This is a genomic window from Paenibacillus sp. J22P143 (genome assembly GCF_059692035.1).
The window spans coordinates 1-17,748 of sequence record NZ_JCAUAQ010000009.1; the positions used below are offsets into that span (position 1 = coordinate 1).

The 17,748-nt window shown below is 44.9% G+C and carries 7 protein-coding genes; all 7 read left to right on the forward strand.

All coding sequences use genetic code 11. The annotated features are described in order from the left end of the window. Window positions 1-2,992 (forward strand): discoidin domain-containing protein (locus AC58PQ_RS15085; protein WP_497242790.1); only part of this gene is annotated, 2,992 nt, incomplete at its 5' end. A 305-nt stretch (window positions 2,993-3,297) separates the two neighbouring features. Then, window positions 3,298-4,311 (forward strand): ABC transporter permease, encoded by a 1,014-nt coding sequence (locus AC58PQ_RS15090; protein ID WP_497242792.1) that lies wholly within the window; start codon window positions 3,298-3,300, stop codon window positions 4,309-4,311. Window positions 4,312-4,329: 18 nt separating this feature from the next. After that, on the forward strand, window positions 4,330-5,838 hold the full coding sequence (locus AC58PQ_RS15095; protein ID WP_497242794.1) for a sugar ABC transporter ATP-binding protein: 1,509 nt from the start codon (window positions 4,330-4,332) through the stop codon (window positions 5,836-5,838). Window positions 5,839-5,931: 93 nt separating this feature from the next. Further along, entirely contained in the window at window positions 5,932-6,999 is a 1,068-nt protein-coding gene (locus tag AC58PQ_RS15100; protein WP_497242796.1) for a sugar ABC transporter substrate-binding protein, read from the forward strand. A 226-nt stretch (window positions 7,000-7,225) separates the two neighbouring features. Further along, entirely contained in the window at window positions 7,226-10,465 is a 3,240-nt protein-coding gene (locus AC58PQ_RS15105) for a galactose-binding domain-containing protein (protein ID WP_497242799.1), read from the forward strand. Window positions 10,466-10,687: 222 nt separating this feature from the next. Continuing rightward, window positions 10,688-14,068 carry a family 20 glycosylhydrolase gene (locus tag AC58PQ_RS15110; protein WP_497242801.1) on the forward strand — a complete coding sequence of 1,127 codons (3,381 nt, stop codon included), beginning with the start codon at window positions 10,688-10,690 and terminating at the stop codon, window positions 14,066-14,068. A gap of 111 nt (window positions 14,069-14,179) precedes the next feature. Then, window positions 14,180-17,692, forward strand: coding sequence for a family 20 glycosylhydrolase (locus tag AC58PQ_RS15115; RefSeq protein WP_497242803.1), 3,513 nt, complete (start codon window positions 14,180-14,182; stop codon window positions 17,690-17,692). The last annotated feature ends 56 nt before the right edge of the window (window positions 17,693-17,748 follow it).

Sequence of the window (17,748 nt, forward strand, 5' to 3'; positions counted from 1 at the left end):
TGTGACGAATCTGAAGTATTTGCCAAGACAGGATGGACAAAGCAACGGCAGAATTACGGCTTACAATGTTTATGTAAGTAATGATGGCGTTAACTTTACGAAAGTTTCAACCGGAAACTGGGCGAATGATGCGACAGAGAAAGACGTTACGATTCCGCCTACAAATGCTTCCTATGTGAAGCTTGAGGCAACAGCGGGGGTCGGCGGATTTGCATCGGCAGCGGAATTCAATGTTTACTTTGACTTGCCGGTGTTAATTCCACATTCGCAAATGTCGGCAACCGCAACGAGCGCTCAAGCCAGTGATGCAGCGCCAAATGCTATTGACGATAACACGTCCACCATATGGCATACGAAATGGGATTTATCTAATCCATTGCCACAGTCGATCACGCTAAATTTAGGAGGCAGCTATAAAGTTAGTCAAGTCAATTACTTGCCAAGGCAAGCAGGTGGTTCGAATGGAATCATTACGGGTTATAACGTGTATACGAGCACAGATGGCGTGAATTACACGAAAGTAACGAGCGGAAGCTGGGCAAACAGTTCAGCTCTCAAAATCGCTACATTTACACCCGTAAACGCAGCTTATGTGAAGTTGGAGGCAACTAGCGGAGCAGGCGGATTTGCATCAGCAGCAGAAATTAACGTGTATCGAAGCGGTCTCGGTACATCTACAGGATTAACGACAACGGACAATGCGCCAAGTGGCTGGGTCAATCAAAACACCACGGTAAACCTAACCGCAACGGGTGGCGGATCTGGCGTTGTGACGACAAATTACATCGTAGACGGTGGAGCCCAGCAAACTGGAACTTCGATCGTGCTGACAACGGAAGGCGTTCATACAATTAAATATTGGAGCGTAGAGGACGCGGGTACCACAGAAGCCCAAAAGACGGCAACGGTTAAAATCGACAAAACAGCGCCAGTCTCAACAGTGACTCTGTCACCAGCCGGGCCGAACGGACCAAATGGCGAATACATCACTCCTGCCACGGTTACAGCAAGTGTCTATGATAATCTGTCTGGTGTGAAGAAGACGGAGTACAGTCTGGATAACGGGAATACATGGGTGGCGTATACAGCGCCTGTTACTTTCGTAGAGAATGGCCAGTACATGGTTATGGTTCGTTCAACCGATCAAGCAGGACTTGTTGAGCAACCAAAAAATCTTAGTTTTACAATAACGATAAGCGGGCAAACAACGCCTTTAGTGGCACTTGCCGCCTGGTGGAAGCTCGACGAAGGTTCTGGTACAACCGTAACTGATTTAACTGGAAACGGCAACACAGGAACGATGACAGCCAACAGCCCGACTTGGACCACGGGCAAGTTCGGTGGAGCGCTTTCATTTAATGGTACTGCTACAAACACTCAACGGGTCGAGTTCAGCAATTCGTCTACTTTGAATTCAACGGCGGCGAGCGGTGAGACCCAAATGTTCTGGTTCAAAACTTCTCAGGCCTCATCCGGTACAAAAGCTGACCTAATTCGTCATGATGGACGTTTCACTGGATTGCAGCTTGATGCCGCAGGTAATGGCCGTGCTGTATTTTGGCCAAACACTTCATCAAGTTATGTTCCGCTTACGTTTACATGGAAACCTGGCTACTACGATAACAACTGGCATCATTATGCAGCTTCCTACGATAATGTAACAGGTATGAAGATCTATATCGACGGTAATTTAGTAGCCCAAGACACAACCAACACCGGAGCGCTTAAACAGTCATCGAAACTATTTGAGTTAGGAGCCGCAGAAAACAATTCTGAACCTTACAATGGATTGCTGGACGATGTCCGCGTATACAGTGGTGCGTTGACTCGAGCTCAAGTGCAGCAAGTGATGAATGCTGTTGCATGGATCTCTGTAAGCGGTGCAAATGGTGTGAATGCCATCACTAGCAAGAATGACACACTGCAAATGCAGGCTGCTGTTCTGCCTGCCAATGCAACAAACAGCAGTGTAACATGGAGCGTCTACGAGGTTGATGGTGTCACGGCAACGGATAAAGCGACGATTGATGCCACTGGATTAGTTACGGCTGTCAAAGATGGGACAGTGAAAGTGGTTGCAACAGCTGCGGACGGCAGCGGTGTACAAGGTTCCGCGACGATAGCGATAAATGGACAAACACCGCCTGTGCCAACGTTGCCTTTTGCAACGCTAACGGGTCCAGCCTCGGTTCAGGGTGGAGCATTATTCAGCACGAATGTAGGCTTTGGCAATCTGGCAAACAGAGTTAATTCCTCGGTTTATGCAGCGGATATCACGTTAAACTTTGGAACAAATGGCATTGATTTTGTCTCGGTGGAACCGTTGAAGCCCGGATTCGCAGACCTTGAGATCAAGACTGACGTGGCAGGACAAATTCGAATTATAGCAGCGGCTCAAGGGGCAATGGGAGCGTTAACGACAAGTGGAGATGTATTCAAGATCAATTGGAAAGCGAAGTCGCTCACACAGGTGGCGCAAGTCAACTTGAACCTGACCGGTGCTGCCCTTTCCAATGCCTTGGGTCAAGAGACAGGAGCCGCATTGACTTCATTATTGGTATCGGTTACCCCTGTTGATCGTACATCTTTACAAGCGGTCATTGACACAGCGCAGTCCAAATACGATACAGCGGTAGAGGGTTCTCTAGCCGGTCAATATCCGGCAGGTTCCAAAGCGGTGTTGTTGTCTGCTATTAACGCAGCTAAAACAACCAACTCGGATCCTGCGGCTACCCAGCAGCAGATCGATAACGCAGCTAATACGTTAAACCAGGCATTGCAAGCCTTTAATCAACTGATTATCACCTTCGTTCCAGGAGATCTGAATGGTGATGGTCATGTAAGTATTGGAGACTTGGCAATTGTAGCCGCGAATTATGGAAAGACGTCGGCCAGCGAGGATTGGAATAAGGCTAAATTTGCCGACTTCAATCATGACGGCAAGATCGATATTATTGATTTAGCGGGAGTCGCCATTTTGATCCTGCAATAATAGACAGTAGATAGGGAAGAGGTTGTCCCAAAGCCATGAAAATGGCGAGGGGCAGCCTCTTTTCAATTTCGTAAAATAAAAAGAAAACGTTCTTTGGTAAAACAAATGGGGCTGACTCACAAGCAATATTTGCTTGAAGCAGCCCCCTCCACAAAAGTCAGTACAATGTTAGACTATTACAGTACGAATTTCTATTACTAATTATCCGTAGACGCGATATTCTATTTATATATCGTACATGAAACATGGTTGGGTATATCGAATTATTTGATGGTGCAGCGAAAGAACAACTGGAGGGAATACGGATGAAAAGCAATGCAAACGTAATCATTGGAGATGACACCAAATCAAGTTATCCAAAAAAAGGGGTATTATTATCCATTTTTAAACGAAGTGATACAAGTGTGATCGTGGCAACATTAATTCTATTTATCGTATTTTCGCTTGGATCTTCCAGTTTTTTATCTTCTTATAACTTGTTTAACGTCTTTAGAACGTCCTCTTTGTTTTTATTCGTTGCATTAGGTCAAGCCATCGTACTGGTCATTGGTGGTATGAACTTATCTTTGGGAGCTATTGGAGGACTTTCCGTCGTTACTGCAGGTTATGCGATGCATACGTTGGGATTACCTGGTTGGGTAGCTGTCCTGTTAGCGTTAATCGTTGGAGCTGTAGCTGGATTTATCAATGGTTTTGTAATTGTTCGATTGAAGTTAAATTCCTTTGTAGTCACGTTGGCGACTTCATTCATTTATACGGGTCTTGTTTTTGGTATATCTAAAGGATATCCATACACGAAAATTTCGAAGGGGTTTACTTTTATAGGCAGGGAAGGCTTTCTTGGATTGCCTTATCTATTCTGGCTTATGATCGTGACATTAATCGTGTTGTGGTATGTATTTAAGTACACCGTAATTGGCAGGCAAATTCTTGCAACTGGCGGGAATTTAGTAGCTGCACGCTATTCCGGAATTAAAACAGATAAAATTATTGTGTTAGGCAATGTGTTGTCAGGTGTATTTGCTGCTCTAGCTGGCGTGTTATGGATCTCAAGAATGGGGTCGGCTACACCGGCAACTGGAACGGATTGGATGATTATCTCATTCGCTGTGGCTGTTATCGGCGGGACTGCTCTAAATGGTGGTGCCATAAGCGCAATAGGTCTATTTGCAAGTTCGTTAATGATCGCGCTGATTAATAATGGCTTAATTATGCTTGGTGCCAATGTCTATTATGAACAAACCTTCCTTGGGGCTATTATCATGCTTGCGGTTATGGCAGAAAGTTTACGACACAAATATAGTTCACTACGAAAGTGATAAGTGAGGAGGGTTTACATGCTGGAATTAAGGGGTGTTAGTAAACATTTTCCAGGTGTTAAGGCACTCGACAATGTTTCGATTACGTTCAATCCCGGTGAAGTTCACGCGCTATTAGGGGAGAATGGAGCAGGGAAAAGTACGCTTATCAAAATTATCTGTGGGTTATATCAGCCTGACGAAGGCGAGGTTTTCTTAAACGGCAAGAAAGTACAATTTACAAGTTTTCGTGATGCTTTAGAAAACGAAATAAGTATTGTTAACCAAGAAATACAAGTGATTCCCCAATACAGTATAGCGGAAAACATTTTTATAGATAAAATTAGTAAATTTGCACATGCAGGGATTGTCAATTGGAAACAGATTAATGCGGAAGCAGCCAAATATTTAAAGATGGTCGGTTTGGATATGGATCCAACAACCATTATCTCCGGTTTGAGTGCAGCCCAGAAACAACTCGTTCAAATCGCCAAAGCGATATCTTCCAATGCAAAGGTTTTGCTGCTCGATGAACCAACTTCCTCATTAACGAAGCATGAAGCCTTAAAACTATTTACACTTGTGACGAAGTTAAGGCAACAAGGTGTTGTGCTGATATTCGTATCACATAAACTTGAGGAAGTTTTATCGCTCAGCGATAAAGTATCTGTCTTACGTGATGGAAAGTATGTGGGTACTAAGGATCGTAGAGATTTAACCAAACAAGATATTGTGAAAATGATGATTGGTCGAGAAACCAAAGATCATTATTTGGGGCAGCTCGATATTAATCAGAGCAATAAAGTTCTTGAGGTGAAGAATGTAACGCAAGCAGGGCGATTCAACAATATCAATCTCGATTTACACGAGGGTGAGATATTGGGCTTCTATGGTCTTGTAGGATCTGGAAGAACAGAATTAGCGAAGATTCTGATCGGTGAAGATAAGATGGACGCTGGCGAGGTGTTCATTAACGGCAAGAAGGCATCCATTAAAAGCATGGCGGATAGTTTATACAAGTATCGTTTGGGATATGTATCCGAGAACCGAAAGGAAGAGGGACTAATCCTGGAGGAAAGCGTCCGAACAAATATTGGTATAACGATCTGGAGTAATATTGTTCAACCGATGATCCGAAAAATTAATTTGAAAACGGAAGAATCCGTAGCACAGCAGATGATAAAAGTACTTAATATCAAAGTGACCGGTTCAGACGATATTGTTGGTGGCCTGAGTGGAGGCAATCAGCAGAAAGTAAGTATTGCGAAATGGCTTGCCGCAGGCTGCGATATATTAATTATCGATGAGCCATCCGTTGGCGTAGATGTTGGAGCCAAGGAATATATCCATGAGTTGATATGGAATTTAGCGAAGGTTGAGAAGAAATCGATTATCGTCATTTCATCTGACTTGCCTGAATTGTGTACACTTGCAAGAAGAATACTGGTATTTAGAGAGTTTCAAATCGTAGGTGAATTGAATGATATTAATGATAGGCCTTATTCGTATGAGGAGTTAAGCGGCAGGATTGGTCAATTTTTAGCTTAACATATGCATGATGTTGATATGGGAGTTGGCAAGTTCACTTCCAATTTACATATAAATGAAAAGGGTTTCAATAGTCGAAGGGGGAAAAACAAAATGAAAAAGGGTCTTGTTTCACTTATGGTTTTATCACTTACTGGTACAATTCTAGCTGGTTGCAGTACATCTAAGACTGTAGATAATGCAGCATCAACAACGAAAGCGGCTGCAACAGAGGCGGCTGCAAAGAAAGCAGATTACAAATTAGGTTGGTATGCGTCCGCTCCTCATCCGTATTTTGAAGAAGTGAAAAAAGGCGTTGAAGCTTTTGAGAAAGATTACGGCATTAAGGTCGAGAAACAAATCGGACCCGACTGGAAGCAGCCAAGTGAAACCGACAATGTGCAAGCTTTAGCAGCCAAAGGCATCAAATATTTCTCCATTTATCCATCCGACGGTAGTGGAGCAAACGGATTGTTTGAAGAATTAACAAAACGCGGCGTGAAGTTTGTCAACTTCGGTGCATCTACAGTTCAACCTACGACAGCATCATTCTTTGTTGGAACAGACGCGAAAGCGGCAGCAATGGTCGCTACAGAAAAACTGATCACTTTGATGGGCGGCAAAGGGAACATTATTAACGTGCTTGAAGTGTTGGAAGACTCGAATACGATTTTACGGAAACAGGGTATAGAAGAAGTTGTAAAGAAACACCCTGATGTAAAAATTATTCAAGAGATATCCGGCATGAAAAGTACAGAAGAAGCCGTTCAGAAGGTTGACAGCGCTATTGCTGCCAATATCGATAAAGTAGACGGTATTATTGCTACTGGATTTACCCCTACGGTTGCAATTGCCCAGGTTATGGCGGATTACAAAGGTAAAGGCGGCAAACGTACTATCCATTCTATTGGAATTGACACGGATCCGATTGTGGTTAAAGCCATCAAAGAGGGCGCGATGGATGCAACCATTGCACAGAATTCATTCGGTGCAGGTTACTTGTCTATGCTGTTGCTCAAAGAAATGGCTGACGGATGGTCACCCAAAAAAGATGCATACGCGGTCGACGGCGGTATTGTTGTCGTGACGAAAGACAATGTAGAGACGTTCCAAAACGATATTATGAAAGTAACTAATGATCTTAAAGCTAGCTTAGAGACAAAGTATTTGGAGAAAAAGTAAAAATAATTGAAAAATGCTCTTCGTAAAAGTGCCAGGATGTTTTATCTTATCGATGAACACACTGGCACTTTTTTAATGAAATTCTCTCGTAAAGCGATCTAAGTGAGGGGAGGTGAGTGTTGGTTCTGTTTCTAGTGCAGTGGCAAAGACTCTTTACCATTAAGTTAGTAAAAGTAACAAACATTTGTTTCTCATTGAAAATCATGTAAAGCAGGAGGTATTACAGATGCTCTTGGAAAGTGTTATATCAAGTAAGGCTAGACTGTCTAGTCGGGTTCTTTCTTTATGTCTTACTCTAATTGTAAGCGTTCTTATTCAGCCGAACGTATCACATGCCGCATCCCAAAATTCGTTTTATGCATCACCTACAGGAAGCGGAAATAGTTGTACGTTTGCTTCTCCATGTTCGTTAACAGGTGCACGAGATAAGGTCCGCACTGTAAGTTCCAATATGACAGGAGACATCGAGGTTATTCTACTGGACGGAACGTACAATTTAACATCGTCTTTTACTTTAACTGAAAACACGACTACACACGACTCAGGCACGAATGGTTTTAACATCATTTATAAAGCAGACAATGGTGCCAAGCCAGTCATCAGCGGTGGAACTGGGCTTACAGGCTGGGCGTTATTTGAGAGCACTAAAAATATTTATCGTGTTAATGTGGGCACTGCGCTAGAGACGCGTCAATTATATGTCAATGGTCAACGGGCAACAAGAGCAAGGGGCGATGTGCTCCCTTCGGGATTTGTCAAAACCGCAACTGGATATACATTGCCGTCTTCAGGAACCTATGCCAATATGGCGAGTTGGAGAAATATTTCGGATATTGAAGTTGTAGATACGTCAAGTTGGAGACACTCACGTTGTGATATTTCTACGATTTCAGGCAGGAGTGTTACGATGAAACAGCCTTGTTTTAAAAATGCCAATATCACTGGCGCTGCGGGATCTGGATGGTCACCGGTCATGAACAATGTTCCATCTTATATTGAGAACGCTTATGAGCTACTCGATACTCCTGGAGAATGGTATTTGGACCACGCAGCAGGATATCTGTATTATATTCCGAGGAACGGTGAACCAATCAACAATTCGGAGGTTATTGCACCAACAGTAGAAACTTTAGTTGCTGTAACAGGAACATTGGATAATCCGATCCACAATATTCAATTTTATGGATTAACTTTCTCCTATGCGACATGGATGCGTCCGAGTACGAACGAGGGCTATGCCGGAATGCAAGCTGGATTTACTTATACGGGTAATAAAACAACGGTAGATTTAACGGGATCTGATTTTACAAAAACGCCGGCTAACATCTCTTTTGTAACTGCGAAAAATGTCCGATTGGAACGTAATGTATTTCAACATCTTGGGGGAGCAGGTGTCGGCTTCGAGGTTGGAAGCCAGAATAATAACATTATTGGAAATAGCTTTTCAGATATTTCGGGTAATGGCCTTCAAATTGGTGATGTTACGGTAAAGGATCATCACCCAACGGATAATCGATATATTAATTTAGGACATACAATAAAAAACAACTATATTAGTGACACTGGAACTGAATTCTGGGATGGTCTAGGCATATTTGTGGGTTATACGCAGACAACAAAAATTGATCACAATGAAGTTGCGAATACGGCTTATAGTGGAATTTCAATGGGGTGGGGATGGTCAAAAGCGGACGCGGGTGGAGCCGGAGGCTACACAACGGATTCAATTGCTAAACAGAATGAGATTACGAATAATTTAGTTTACAATGTTATGAATACGACAGCATACGAATCAGGAAGAGAAACTGTCGATGGTGGGAATGTCTATACACATGGGGCGCAAGGTTCTGGCATTGGAAATGGGTCTATTGTCAAAAATAATTATTTACATGACAATGGACAAAATTTTGCTGCCATGTATTTAGATGGTGGAACAAAATATTTTACTTATGAAGCAAACGTCGTTCACAGTACGCCTACTTATCTGTTGATACAATCTTGCTGTGATCAGTATTCCAAATACAATACGGTGAAAGACAACTTTAGCGATACTACTGCTGTACAAGATAGAGGTGATAGTACAAATACGATAACAAATACAACATTTGTTACAAATGGAAACTGGCCAGCTGCAGCCCAAACGATCATGAATAATGCTGGTATTGAAACCAGCTATCAAAATATTAAGCCGCCAACGAATCTAGCATTAAATAAAACAGTAACGGCTAGTAATTATTGGCAGAATGATCCGAGATTTAGCCCTTCGAAAGCGGTGGATGGCTCTACACAAACAAGGTGGGCGACAAATGGAGGAACAAGCAGTGCGACTTTGGAAGTGGATTTTGGATCTAAAACCACATTCAATCAAATCGTTTTTAAAGAAGACAAGAATTTTGGTAATGCCATAACAGGGTATAAAATTCAATACTGGGACGGTACTAATTGGGTTGATGCCTATACTTCCGATAAAAAGCCTTTATTTACTGAGATTGATTCCTTTGCTCTAGTGACTGCAAGTAAAGTTAGGCTTAACATTACGAGTGCAACGGGCGGCCCTTCTATTAGGGAGTTTGCGGTTTATAACGTACCTGCGCCTAAGCCGCAGAATCCTCTTCAAACGATCGAATTGACTCATATACCGAACGAGTTGAAGGTTGGCGATACGGTCCAAGCGATTGTATATGCGAAATACGGCAATGGCGATGTCACGCCAATTACCGATGTCGTAATGTACAATAGCAGCAGTCCGGAGGTTGCTTCCATTGACGCCACGGGTACCATTCATGCGCTTAGTTCGGGTCATACAACAATTATGACTGAATTTAGAGGCAAGCAGGCGTCTGTTGATGTTACGGTAACAAAGATCGCCTCAACCCAGGTCGAAAGCACCTTAACCGGAAGCGATTCTATCGCTGCGGGAGCTGCTTTTACCGTTCAATACGGGCTGAATAACGTGCAAAATGTATATGCACAGGACTTAACCTTTGCTTATAATTCGGATCTGTTGGAATATGTTTCAGCAGAATCGCTTAAAGAGGGATTAGTCATTGTTAATAAAACGGAAAAGCCAGATCAAATCCGGCTTATTCTGGCAAGCACGAGCGTAAATGCCTCCAATGCGAGCGGAGATCTGCTGAAACTGCACTGGAAAGCCAAATTAATCTCTCAGCCGCAGGCAGCAGTATTCACGTTGTCTAACATTAAGATTGCTAACGGCGAAGGTGTGGAAACAGTAGTGTCCGGTAGTTCCAACAGCGTACAAATTACTGTTGTGGACAACTCTATTCCTGGCGACATTAACGAAGATGGCAAAATATCTATTGGCGACTTAGCTATTGTAGCTTCGGCTTATGGAAAAACTTCTGCAGACCCAAATTGGAATCAGTATAACAAAGCGGATGTTAACCATGATAACAAAGTAGACATTAGTGACCTTGCAGCAGTAGCAACAAAAATTCTCGAATAACACAACGTGCATACACGTAGTCACAAGCGATAGAGAAACAGAAGACAGATAGAATGTGTATATCAGCATCTGTGCGATATACACATTCTATACTTAAGGTCAGCGACCTGATCAGGATTTATAAACGGAAGAGAAGAACACACGTCTGTTCATAATGATACAATTTGTATCATTATGAAACCTTTGTATTCTGACTTACACCAAATCAATGAGGTGAAAGAAATGAGAAAAATGATCAGCGGTATCTGTTTGGCCACTTTGCTATTGGTTTCTCTGCCGTTCCAGCCGGCCCTTGCTGCCGAAACAAGCACGAATTCGAAACCGAAAGTCATTCCAAGTTTACAGGAATGGACAGGGGATACGGGCACTTTTACATTAGGAAGCCAATCACGGATTGTCATTCCGCCTTCAAGCGATTTAGCGAGAACCGCATCTGTTTTTAAAGAAGACTTGAAGGCAATTACAGGTCGCGATGTTTCTATCGTGCAAGCAAATTCTCCGGTTCCTGGCGATTTCTTCCTTACCTTGGACCAGCAAAAAGACACTTCGATTGGCGAAGAGGGTTATTTTTTCGAAGTTGGCGATGTTGTCAACATCCATGCCAACACGATCACCGGCGTGTTCTACGGAACCAGAACGGCGCTGCAAATCTTGCAGCAGGACACGGCTAAGGCTAGCCTTGTCAAAGGAAAGGCCAAAGATTTTCCGAAGTATAAAGATCGCGGGTTCATGCTTGATGTGGGCCGTAAGTTTTTTACGATGGATTTTTTGAAAGACTACGTGAAATTCATGTCGTACTACAAAATGAATGACTTTCAACTTCATTTGAGCGATAACGAATTTGCTACAGGCGACAGGCAGGGACAATGGAACAAATACTCGGCGTTCCGGTTGGAAAGTACCAAGTACCCTGAACTCACGGCCAAAGACGGACACTACACGAAGCAGGAATTCCGCGAGCTGCAGGATCTGGCCAAAGACCGGGGCTTGACGATCACGCCAGAGCTTGACACGCCGAGTCATGCTCTAGCCTTTACGAAAGTCAGACCCGACTTGGTGAAAGACAACTTGCCGCTTGACCATCTGGACATTACCCGCCCGGAAGCGGTTGAGTTCGTCAAAGACGTCTGGAGCGAATATTTGGACGGCAATTGGTTTGATGCGAAGGAAATCCATATCGGTGCGGATGAGTTTGACCGGAATGATAAAAGCACGGTTGAGGCATACCGCCAGTATTTAAACACGTTGAATGCCCTTTTCAAAAGCAAAGGCAAGACCGCAAGAGCGTGGGGCAGCTTGTCGTTCTTCCCGGGCACGACGCCGGTGGACAGCGATATTACGCTGAACGGTTGGAACAACAGCTGGCAAAATCCGATTGATGCGGTGAACGCAGGCCATAAAATAATTAACACGACGGACGGCTTGCTGTATATCGTACCGAAAGCGGGGTATTACTACGACTATTTGAACACCCAGTGGCTGTATGGAAACTGGGAACCTACTTATTTCAGTAGTACTTTGAAATTAAGCGCGGACAATCCGAAATTGCTAGGCGGCATGTTCGCAGTATGGAACGATTTGTTAGGTAAAAAAGTTAGCGCCCCAGATGTGCATGATCGTGTGAAAGACGCGCTGCCGACGTTAGCGGAGAAAATGTGGAGGGGCCAGTCAAGTGACACGACTTACACCCAATTCCGTCAGATTAGCAGTGTGATCGGCGAAGCGCCTAATACGAATTTGCTTCATAAAGTCACAACGCAAACCGAAAAGGTGCTCAGCTATCCGTTTGACGAAGGCAGCGGCCTAACGGCTGGTGATACTTCCGGCAACGCTTATAACGGTACTTTGAGCGGAGTTAAATGGGCGAACGGCAAGACAGGCAAGGCTGTTGTATTTAGTAATCCAAGCGACCGCATAACAAGCGGCTTGATAACGAAAGGGTTTCCATGGACGGTATCGGCGTGGGTCAATATGACCGACAACTCGCAGCCGGAAGCGATTCTGCTTGAATCCGCAGACGGTGCAATCAAATTGAAGCAAAAGGAAACGGGCAAAGTTGGCTTCTCTCGGGAAGGCTTTGACTACAGCTTCAATTCGGCGATTCCGACAGGACGTTGGGTGCATGTCGCATTAAAAGGAGATTTAAAGGGAACGTCGTTGTATATAGACGGTGAGTTGAAAGATAAACTTACGGATACGACGATGCTCCCAGCAGCTGTTGTGGGCAGTGCAACGCAGGCGTTCAAAGGCGCATTGGATGATTTGAGGATTGTAGACCGGGTGCTGTCCGACAAAGAAATCGCGGTTGCCGCAGGTTCTCCTCAGTGGACGATTAACATAGCTGCACGCCAGCCGGCAGTGGCTTCTTCGACAGAAGTCTCTTATTTATCGGCAAACCTGGCGTTTGACGAAGTTGAGTCGTCAAGCTCTCGCTGGGCATCCAATTACACTGATAACGAATGGATTTATGTGGATCTCGGCAAAAACTATGACATCAACAAGGTGATCTTGAAATGGGAAGCTGCATACGCCAAAGGGTATAAAATCCAGGTTTCAAATGATGCGCAAACGTGGAAGGATGTCTACACGACGAGTGCGGGGCTCGGCGGAACGTCAGTCATCAATTTCCCTACAGAGAGTGCCCGTTATGTGAAAATGCAGGGTGTTCAACGGTCGAGTACTTATGGCTACTCGTTATACGAGTTCGAAGTGTATCAGGCAAATACGATAGTGTCTGTATCTGGCGTTCAGCTTGATAAGACGACGCTTGCCTTGAAAGCAGGCGAGATTGCGGAACTTGTCGCCACAGTACAGCCGAATAATGCGACGAATAAGAACGCAACTTGGTCGAGCAGCGACGAAACCGTTGCTAAAGTGGTAGATAGCGGAAACGGCAAAGCGGTTGTAACGGCTATCAAAGCAGGCAGCGCAGACATTACCGTCACAACGGCAGAAGGGAATTTTACGGCAGTAAGTAAAGTAACCGTAGAATCTGTCGTTCCACTGGCTCCTGGAACTACGATCAGCGGTGCGAACTCCGTTCTCGCAGGCAGCGAATTCACCCTTCGTTTCGGATTGAAAAACGTGACACAGAGCGTTTACGGTCAGGACATCAAGCTAAACTATGATGCGAACGTCATGGAATTCGTCTCGGCGAAGTCTACGAAAGACGGCATAAGCATGGTCGAGTCTAAGGATCAAGCAGGCACGCTGCGCCTTATCATTGCAAGTCAAGGCGCTGGTAATGCTGTTACAGGAACGGCAGAATTCGCTGAAATCGTCTTCAAGGCGAAGAACGTGACGCAAGCGGCATCGGGGACGATCTCGGTAGCGGATGCAACACTCGGCGATGGCAATGGAACCGAGACGAAAGCGGACGCCTCGTCGATCAGCATCCAAGTAACGCCGGTACCAGTTGGCATCCCTGGTGATGTGAACAACGACGGCAAAGTGAGTATCGGTGATCTGGGCGTTGTAGCGGCGAACTATGGTATCACTTCTTCGAGTCCGAATTGGAATCAGATTAAACGCGCAGATATGAACAATGACAACATTATTGATATTGTCGACCTCGCAGCTATCGCTAACAAAATAATTCAGTAAAGGTAAGGAGAATGGGGGGAGTGTAACGTTGCGTACATTCCCTTTCTTCATACAGTCGTGGTTTATTGGTGGACATTCATTCCCTACACTTTAATTAGGAGGAATCAACGAATGTGCGAATCTTTGAAACAACGCAATAAGTTTATACCTTGTGTTCTGACCGCATTGATTCTGTTTAGTTTCGTTATGATAGGTTTATTTGCCCCTCCTTCTTCTGCTTATGCCGCAAATCGTCCTAATACAATACCTGCCCTTCAAGAGTGGACGGATGGCGGTATGGGTAGTTTCACATTCAATTCAAGTCGTCGGATTGTTGTTGATAGTGCATATAATTCTCAGCTTGCAGGAACGGCTTCAACATTCGCCAACGATCTTCAGCAGCTTTCTGGCTGGACGATTCCGGTCGTAAATGCGGTGAGCAGTAGTGCTGGGGATATATTCTTGACACTTGGCTCTACAGATACTGCTCTAGGAAATGAAGGTTATCAATTTTCCGCGTCGGACCGCCTCGTAATTAGCGCCCGAACGGATGCGGGGGCGTTTGCAGGGACTCGAACCATTTTGCAACTGCTCAAGATGAACTATACGATCGGCGCAGGAACGGCTCGCGACTGGCCAAATTATCCACAACGCGCGTTGATGGTCGATACGGGCCGTAAATATTTTACTGTAGGCTGGATCAAAAATCAGATTCGCGAGTTGGCATACCTCAAATACAATGTGTTGCATCTTCATTTGTCCGACAATGAAGGGTATCGTATCGAAAGTACTAGTCACCCTGAGATCGTATCGGCTAACTATATTACAAAGGCTGAAATGAAGGACATTATCAACTTCGCCAGCCAATATCATGTGATGATCGTTCCGGAAATTGATATGCCTGGCCATATGGGGCAAATATTGACCGCGCATCCCGAGTTGACTTTGACTAGCAGCACAGGTGCGAAAGCGACTGGCTATATAGATATTTCGAATCCTTCCGCATACACACTCATTCAGGATTTGCTTCAGGAATATTTGCCATTATTTCCAGGCCCATATTTCCATATCGGCGCAGATGAATATGTAGGTGACTATACGCCTTATCCGCAAATTCAGGCATATGCAACGAATCGCTATGGCGCGAATGCGGTAGCTCAGGATGTGTTTATCGGTTTGATCAATTGGGCTAACCAAATCGTCAAATCTTCAGGCAAAACGATGCGTATCTGGAACGATGGGCTAACGACGGGAAAAGCGTTGACGATGGATAGGGATTTCCAAATCGATTTTTGGTTGGGCGGCAATGCCCAAGGGGCAATTAATCAAGGTAGAAGCGTGATTAACTCTAATAGCGATTACTTATACTACGTGCTAGGAAAAAGTTGGAAACCGAATAATACGAGCATGTATGAAACGTTTGAACCCAATATGTTTTCTGGCGGTAACATTGCCGCACTAAATCCGAACAATTTGGGCGCCAAATTGCATGTCTGGTCCGATCTTCCGAATGCGGAAACAGAAGATCAGGTACAGTTAGGTATACAAAATTCACTTCGTGTGCTTTCTCAGAAAAATTGGGGCTCTCCTAAGATCGTCTCTTCGTATGCCGGATTCCAGCCTATCATCATGGCGATGGGTAATGCCCCAGGCTACACGGGCCCTTCCGGCTTCGTGGGATCTGGTGATATAGCGCTTGGCAAAACAGCGACGGCATCCTCATTAGAATCGAGCGGGCGGCCTGCAAGCAGTGCGGTTGATGGCGATATCGCCTCGACGCGATGGGCTAGCGCATATAGCGACCCGCAATGGATTCAGATCGATCTAGGCGCCCAGTACTCGATTCAACGGGTCATGCTAAATTGGGAAGCGGCTTATGGCAAAGCATACCTAATTCAGGTTTCCAATGATGCGACGAGTTGGACAACGATATATTCAATGACGAATGGCGATGGACAACAAGATGATCTGACCGGCTTATCGGGCACCGGACGCTATATTCGAATGTATGGTACACAGCGTGCAACAAGTTGGGGCTACTCGCTATATGAGTTCCAAGTGTTCGGTACTCGTTTAGATCCCGGGACTACTGGCGTAACGCTGAATCAAGCGGCATTGAATTTAAATGTACTGGATGCGCCTGTTACCTTAAAGGCAACGGTAGCGCCTCTCAATGCGCCGAACAGATCGGTTACGTGGAGCAGCAGCGATCTGGGCGTTGCGATGGTGGATGAGAATGGCACTGTCTTTCCGAAAGGAGCAGGTACAGCGAGGATTACCGTCACTACGGTGGATGGCGGATTCAATGCAACAGCGAATGTCACCGTAATGGGGCAAACCGGTTTGGCGGAAATCCCGCAAAGCCAAATGACGGCAACGGCTTCAAGCTTCCAACCTGGAGATGACCCTGGCAATGCGCTCGATGGCGATGTGAACACATTGTGGCATATCAAATGGGACAAAACCGATGTACTTCCGCAATCGATTGTATTGAATTTGGGCGGTACGTACCCAGTCAGCAAGCTGCACTACTTGCCTCGTTCGAATGGCGGTAACGGAACGATCACTGCATACAACGTATACGTCAGCCAAGACGGCGTTCAGTATACTAAAGTTGCTAGTGGTAAGTGGCTGAAAGACAACTTGGTAAAAGAAGTGAATTTCGCACCTGTTGGTGCCGCTTACATCAAGCTAGAAGCGACGGAAGGTGTTAACGGCTTCGCTTCTGCAGCCGAGCTGAACGTGTTTAAGAAGAATGAAGTCGCTCAGCCGACGCTGCAAATGATCGCGTTTGACGCAGCGAGCTATGAAATGAAACAAGGACAATCCGCTGTGGTGAAAGTGACCGCGCAATATTCGGACGGCAGCCATCAAGACGTGACAACAGCGTCCCTGTTCGAAATCGGCAATACCGCATTCGCAACGATTGTGAACGGTACAATCACAGGTTTATCACAAGGTGAAACCGTCGTTACGGCCACGTATGGAGGCAAGCAGGTGACTGCCGGAGTCATGATTACGAAAGCACCTGATCCGGCACAGCTGACAGTAACTTTAACAGGAGATGGCGTTGTCAAGGCAGGACAGACAGTGACTGCTAAGTATGGCCTCACTGGCGTAACCGGAAATATTTATGCACAAGATATTACGATCGAGTATGACCCATCCATCTTGACTTTTGTAGCAGGGTCCGAACAATCTCTGATTTCAGGCGTTGATATTATGAATGATGTAGTTGAGCAGACACCCGGCAAACTTCGCCTGTTATTAGCAAGTTTAGGCGCAGATCATGCCATTACCGGAACTGCTAATGTAGCTCAGCTAACTTTTAGAGCCAAAGATGTTGAGATAACGAGTGAAGGAACAATACGCGTGAGTAAGGCCTTAGTAAGTAATGAATCAGGTACTGAAATGAATGCTGCCTTATCTTCCATGAATGTCAAAGTTGAGGTTGAGGTCAGAAATCCTGGAGACACCAACAATGATGGCAAAATCAGCATCGGCGACCTGTCCATTGTTGCAGCTAACTATGGCAAGGATAGCTCCAGTCCGGACTGGGATCGCATTAAATATCTGGATATGAATAAAAGCGGTACAATAGATATTCTTGATTTGGCGTTTGTGGCTCACAAAATATTAGAGTAAGAGGGAAACAAATGGGGCTAACTCACAAGCAATCTTTGCTTGAGGCAGCCCCTCCA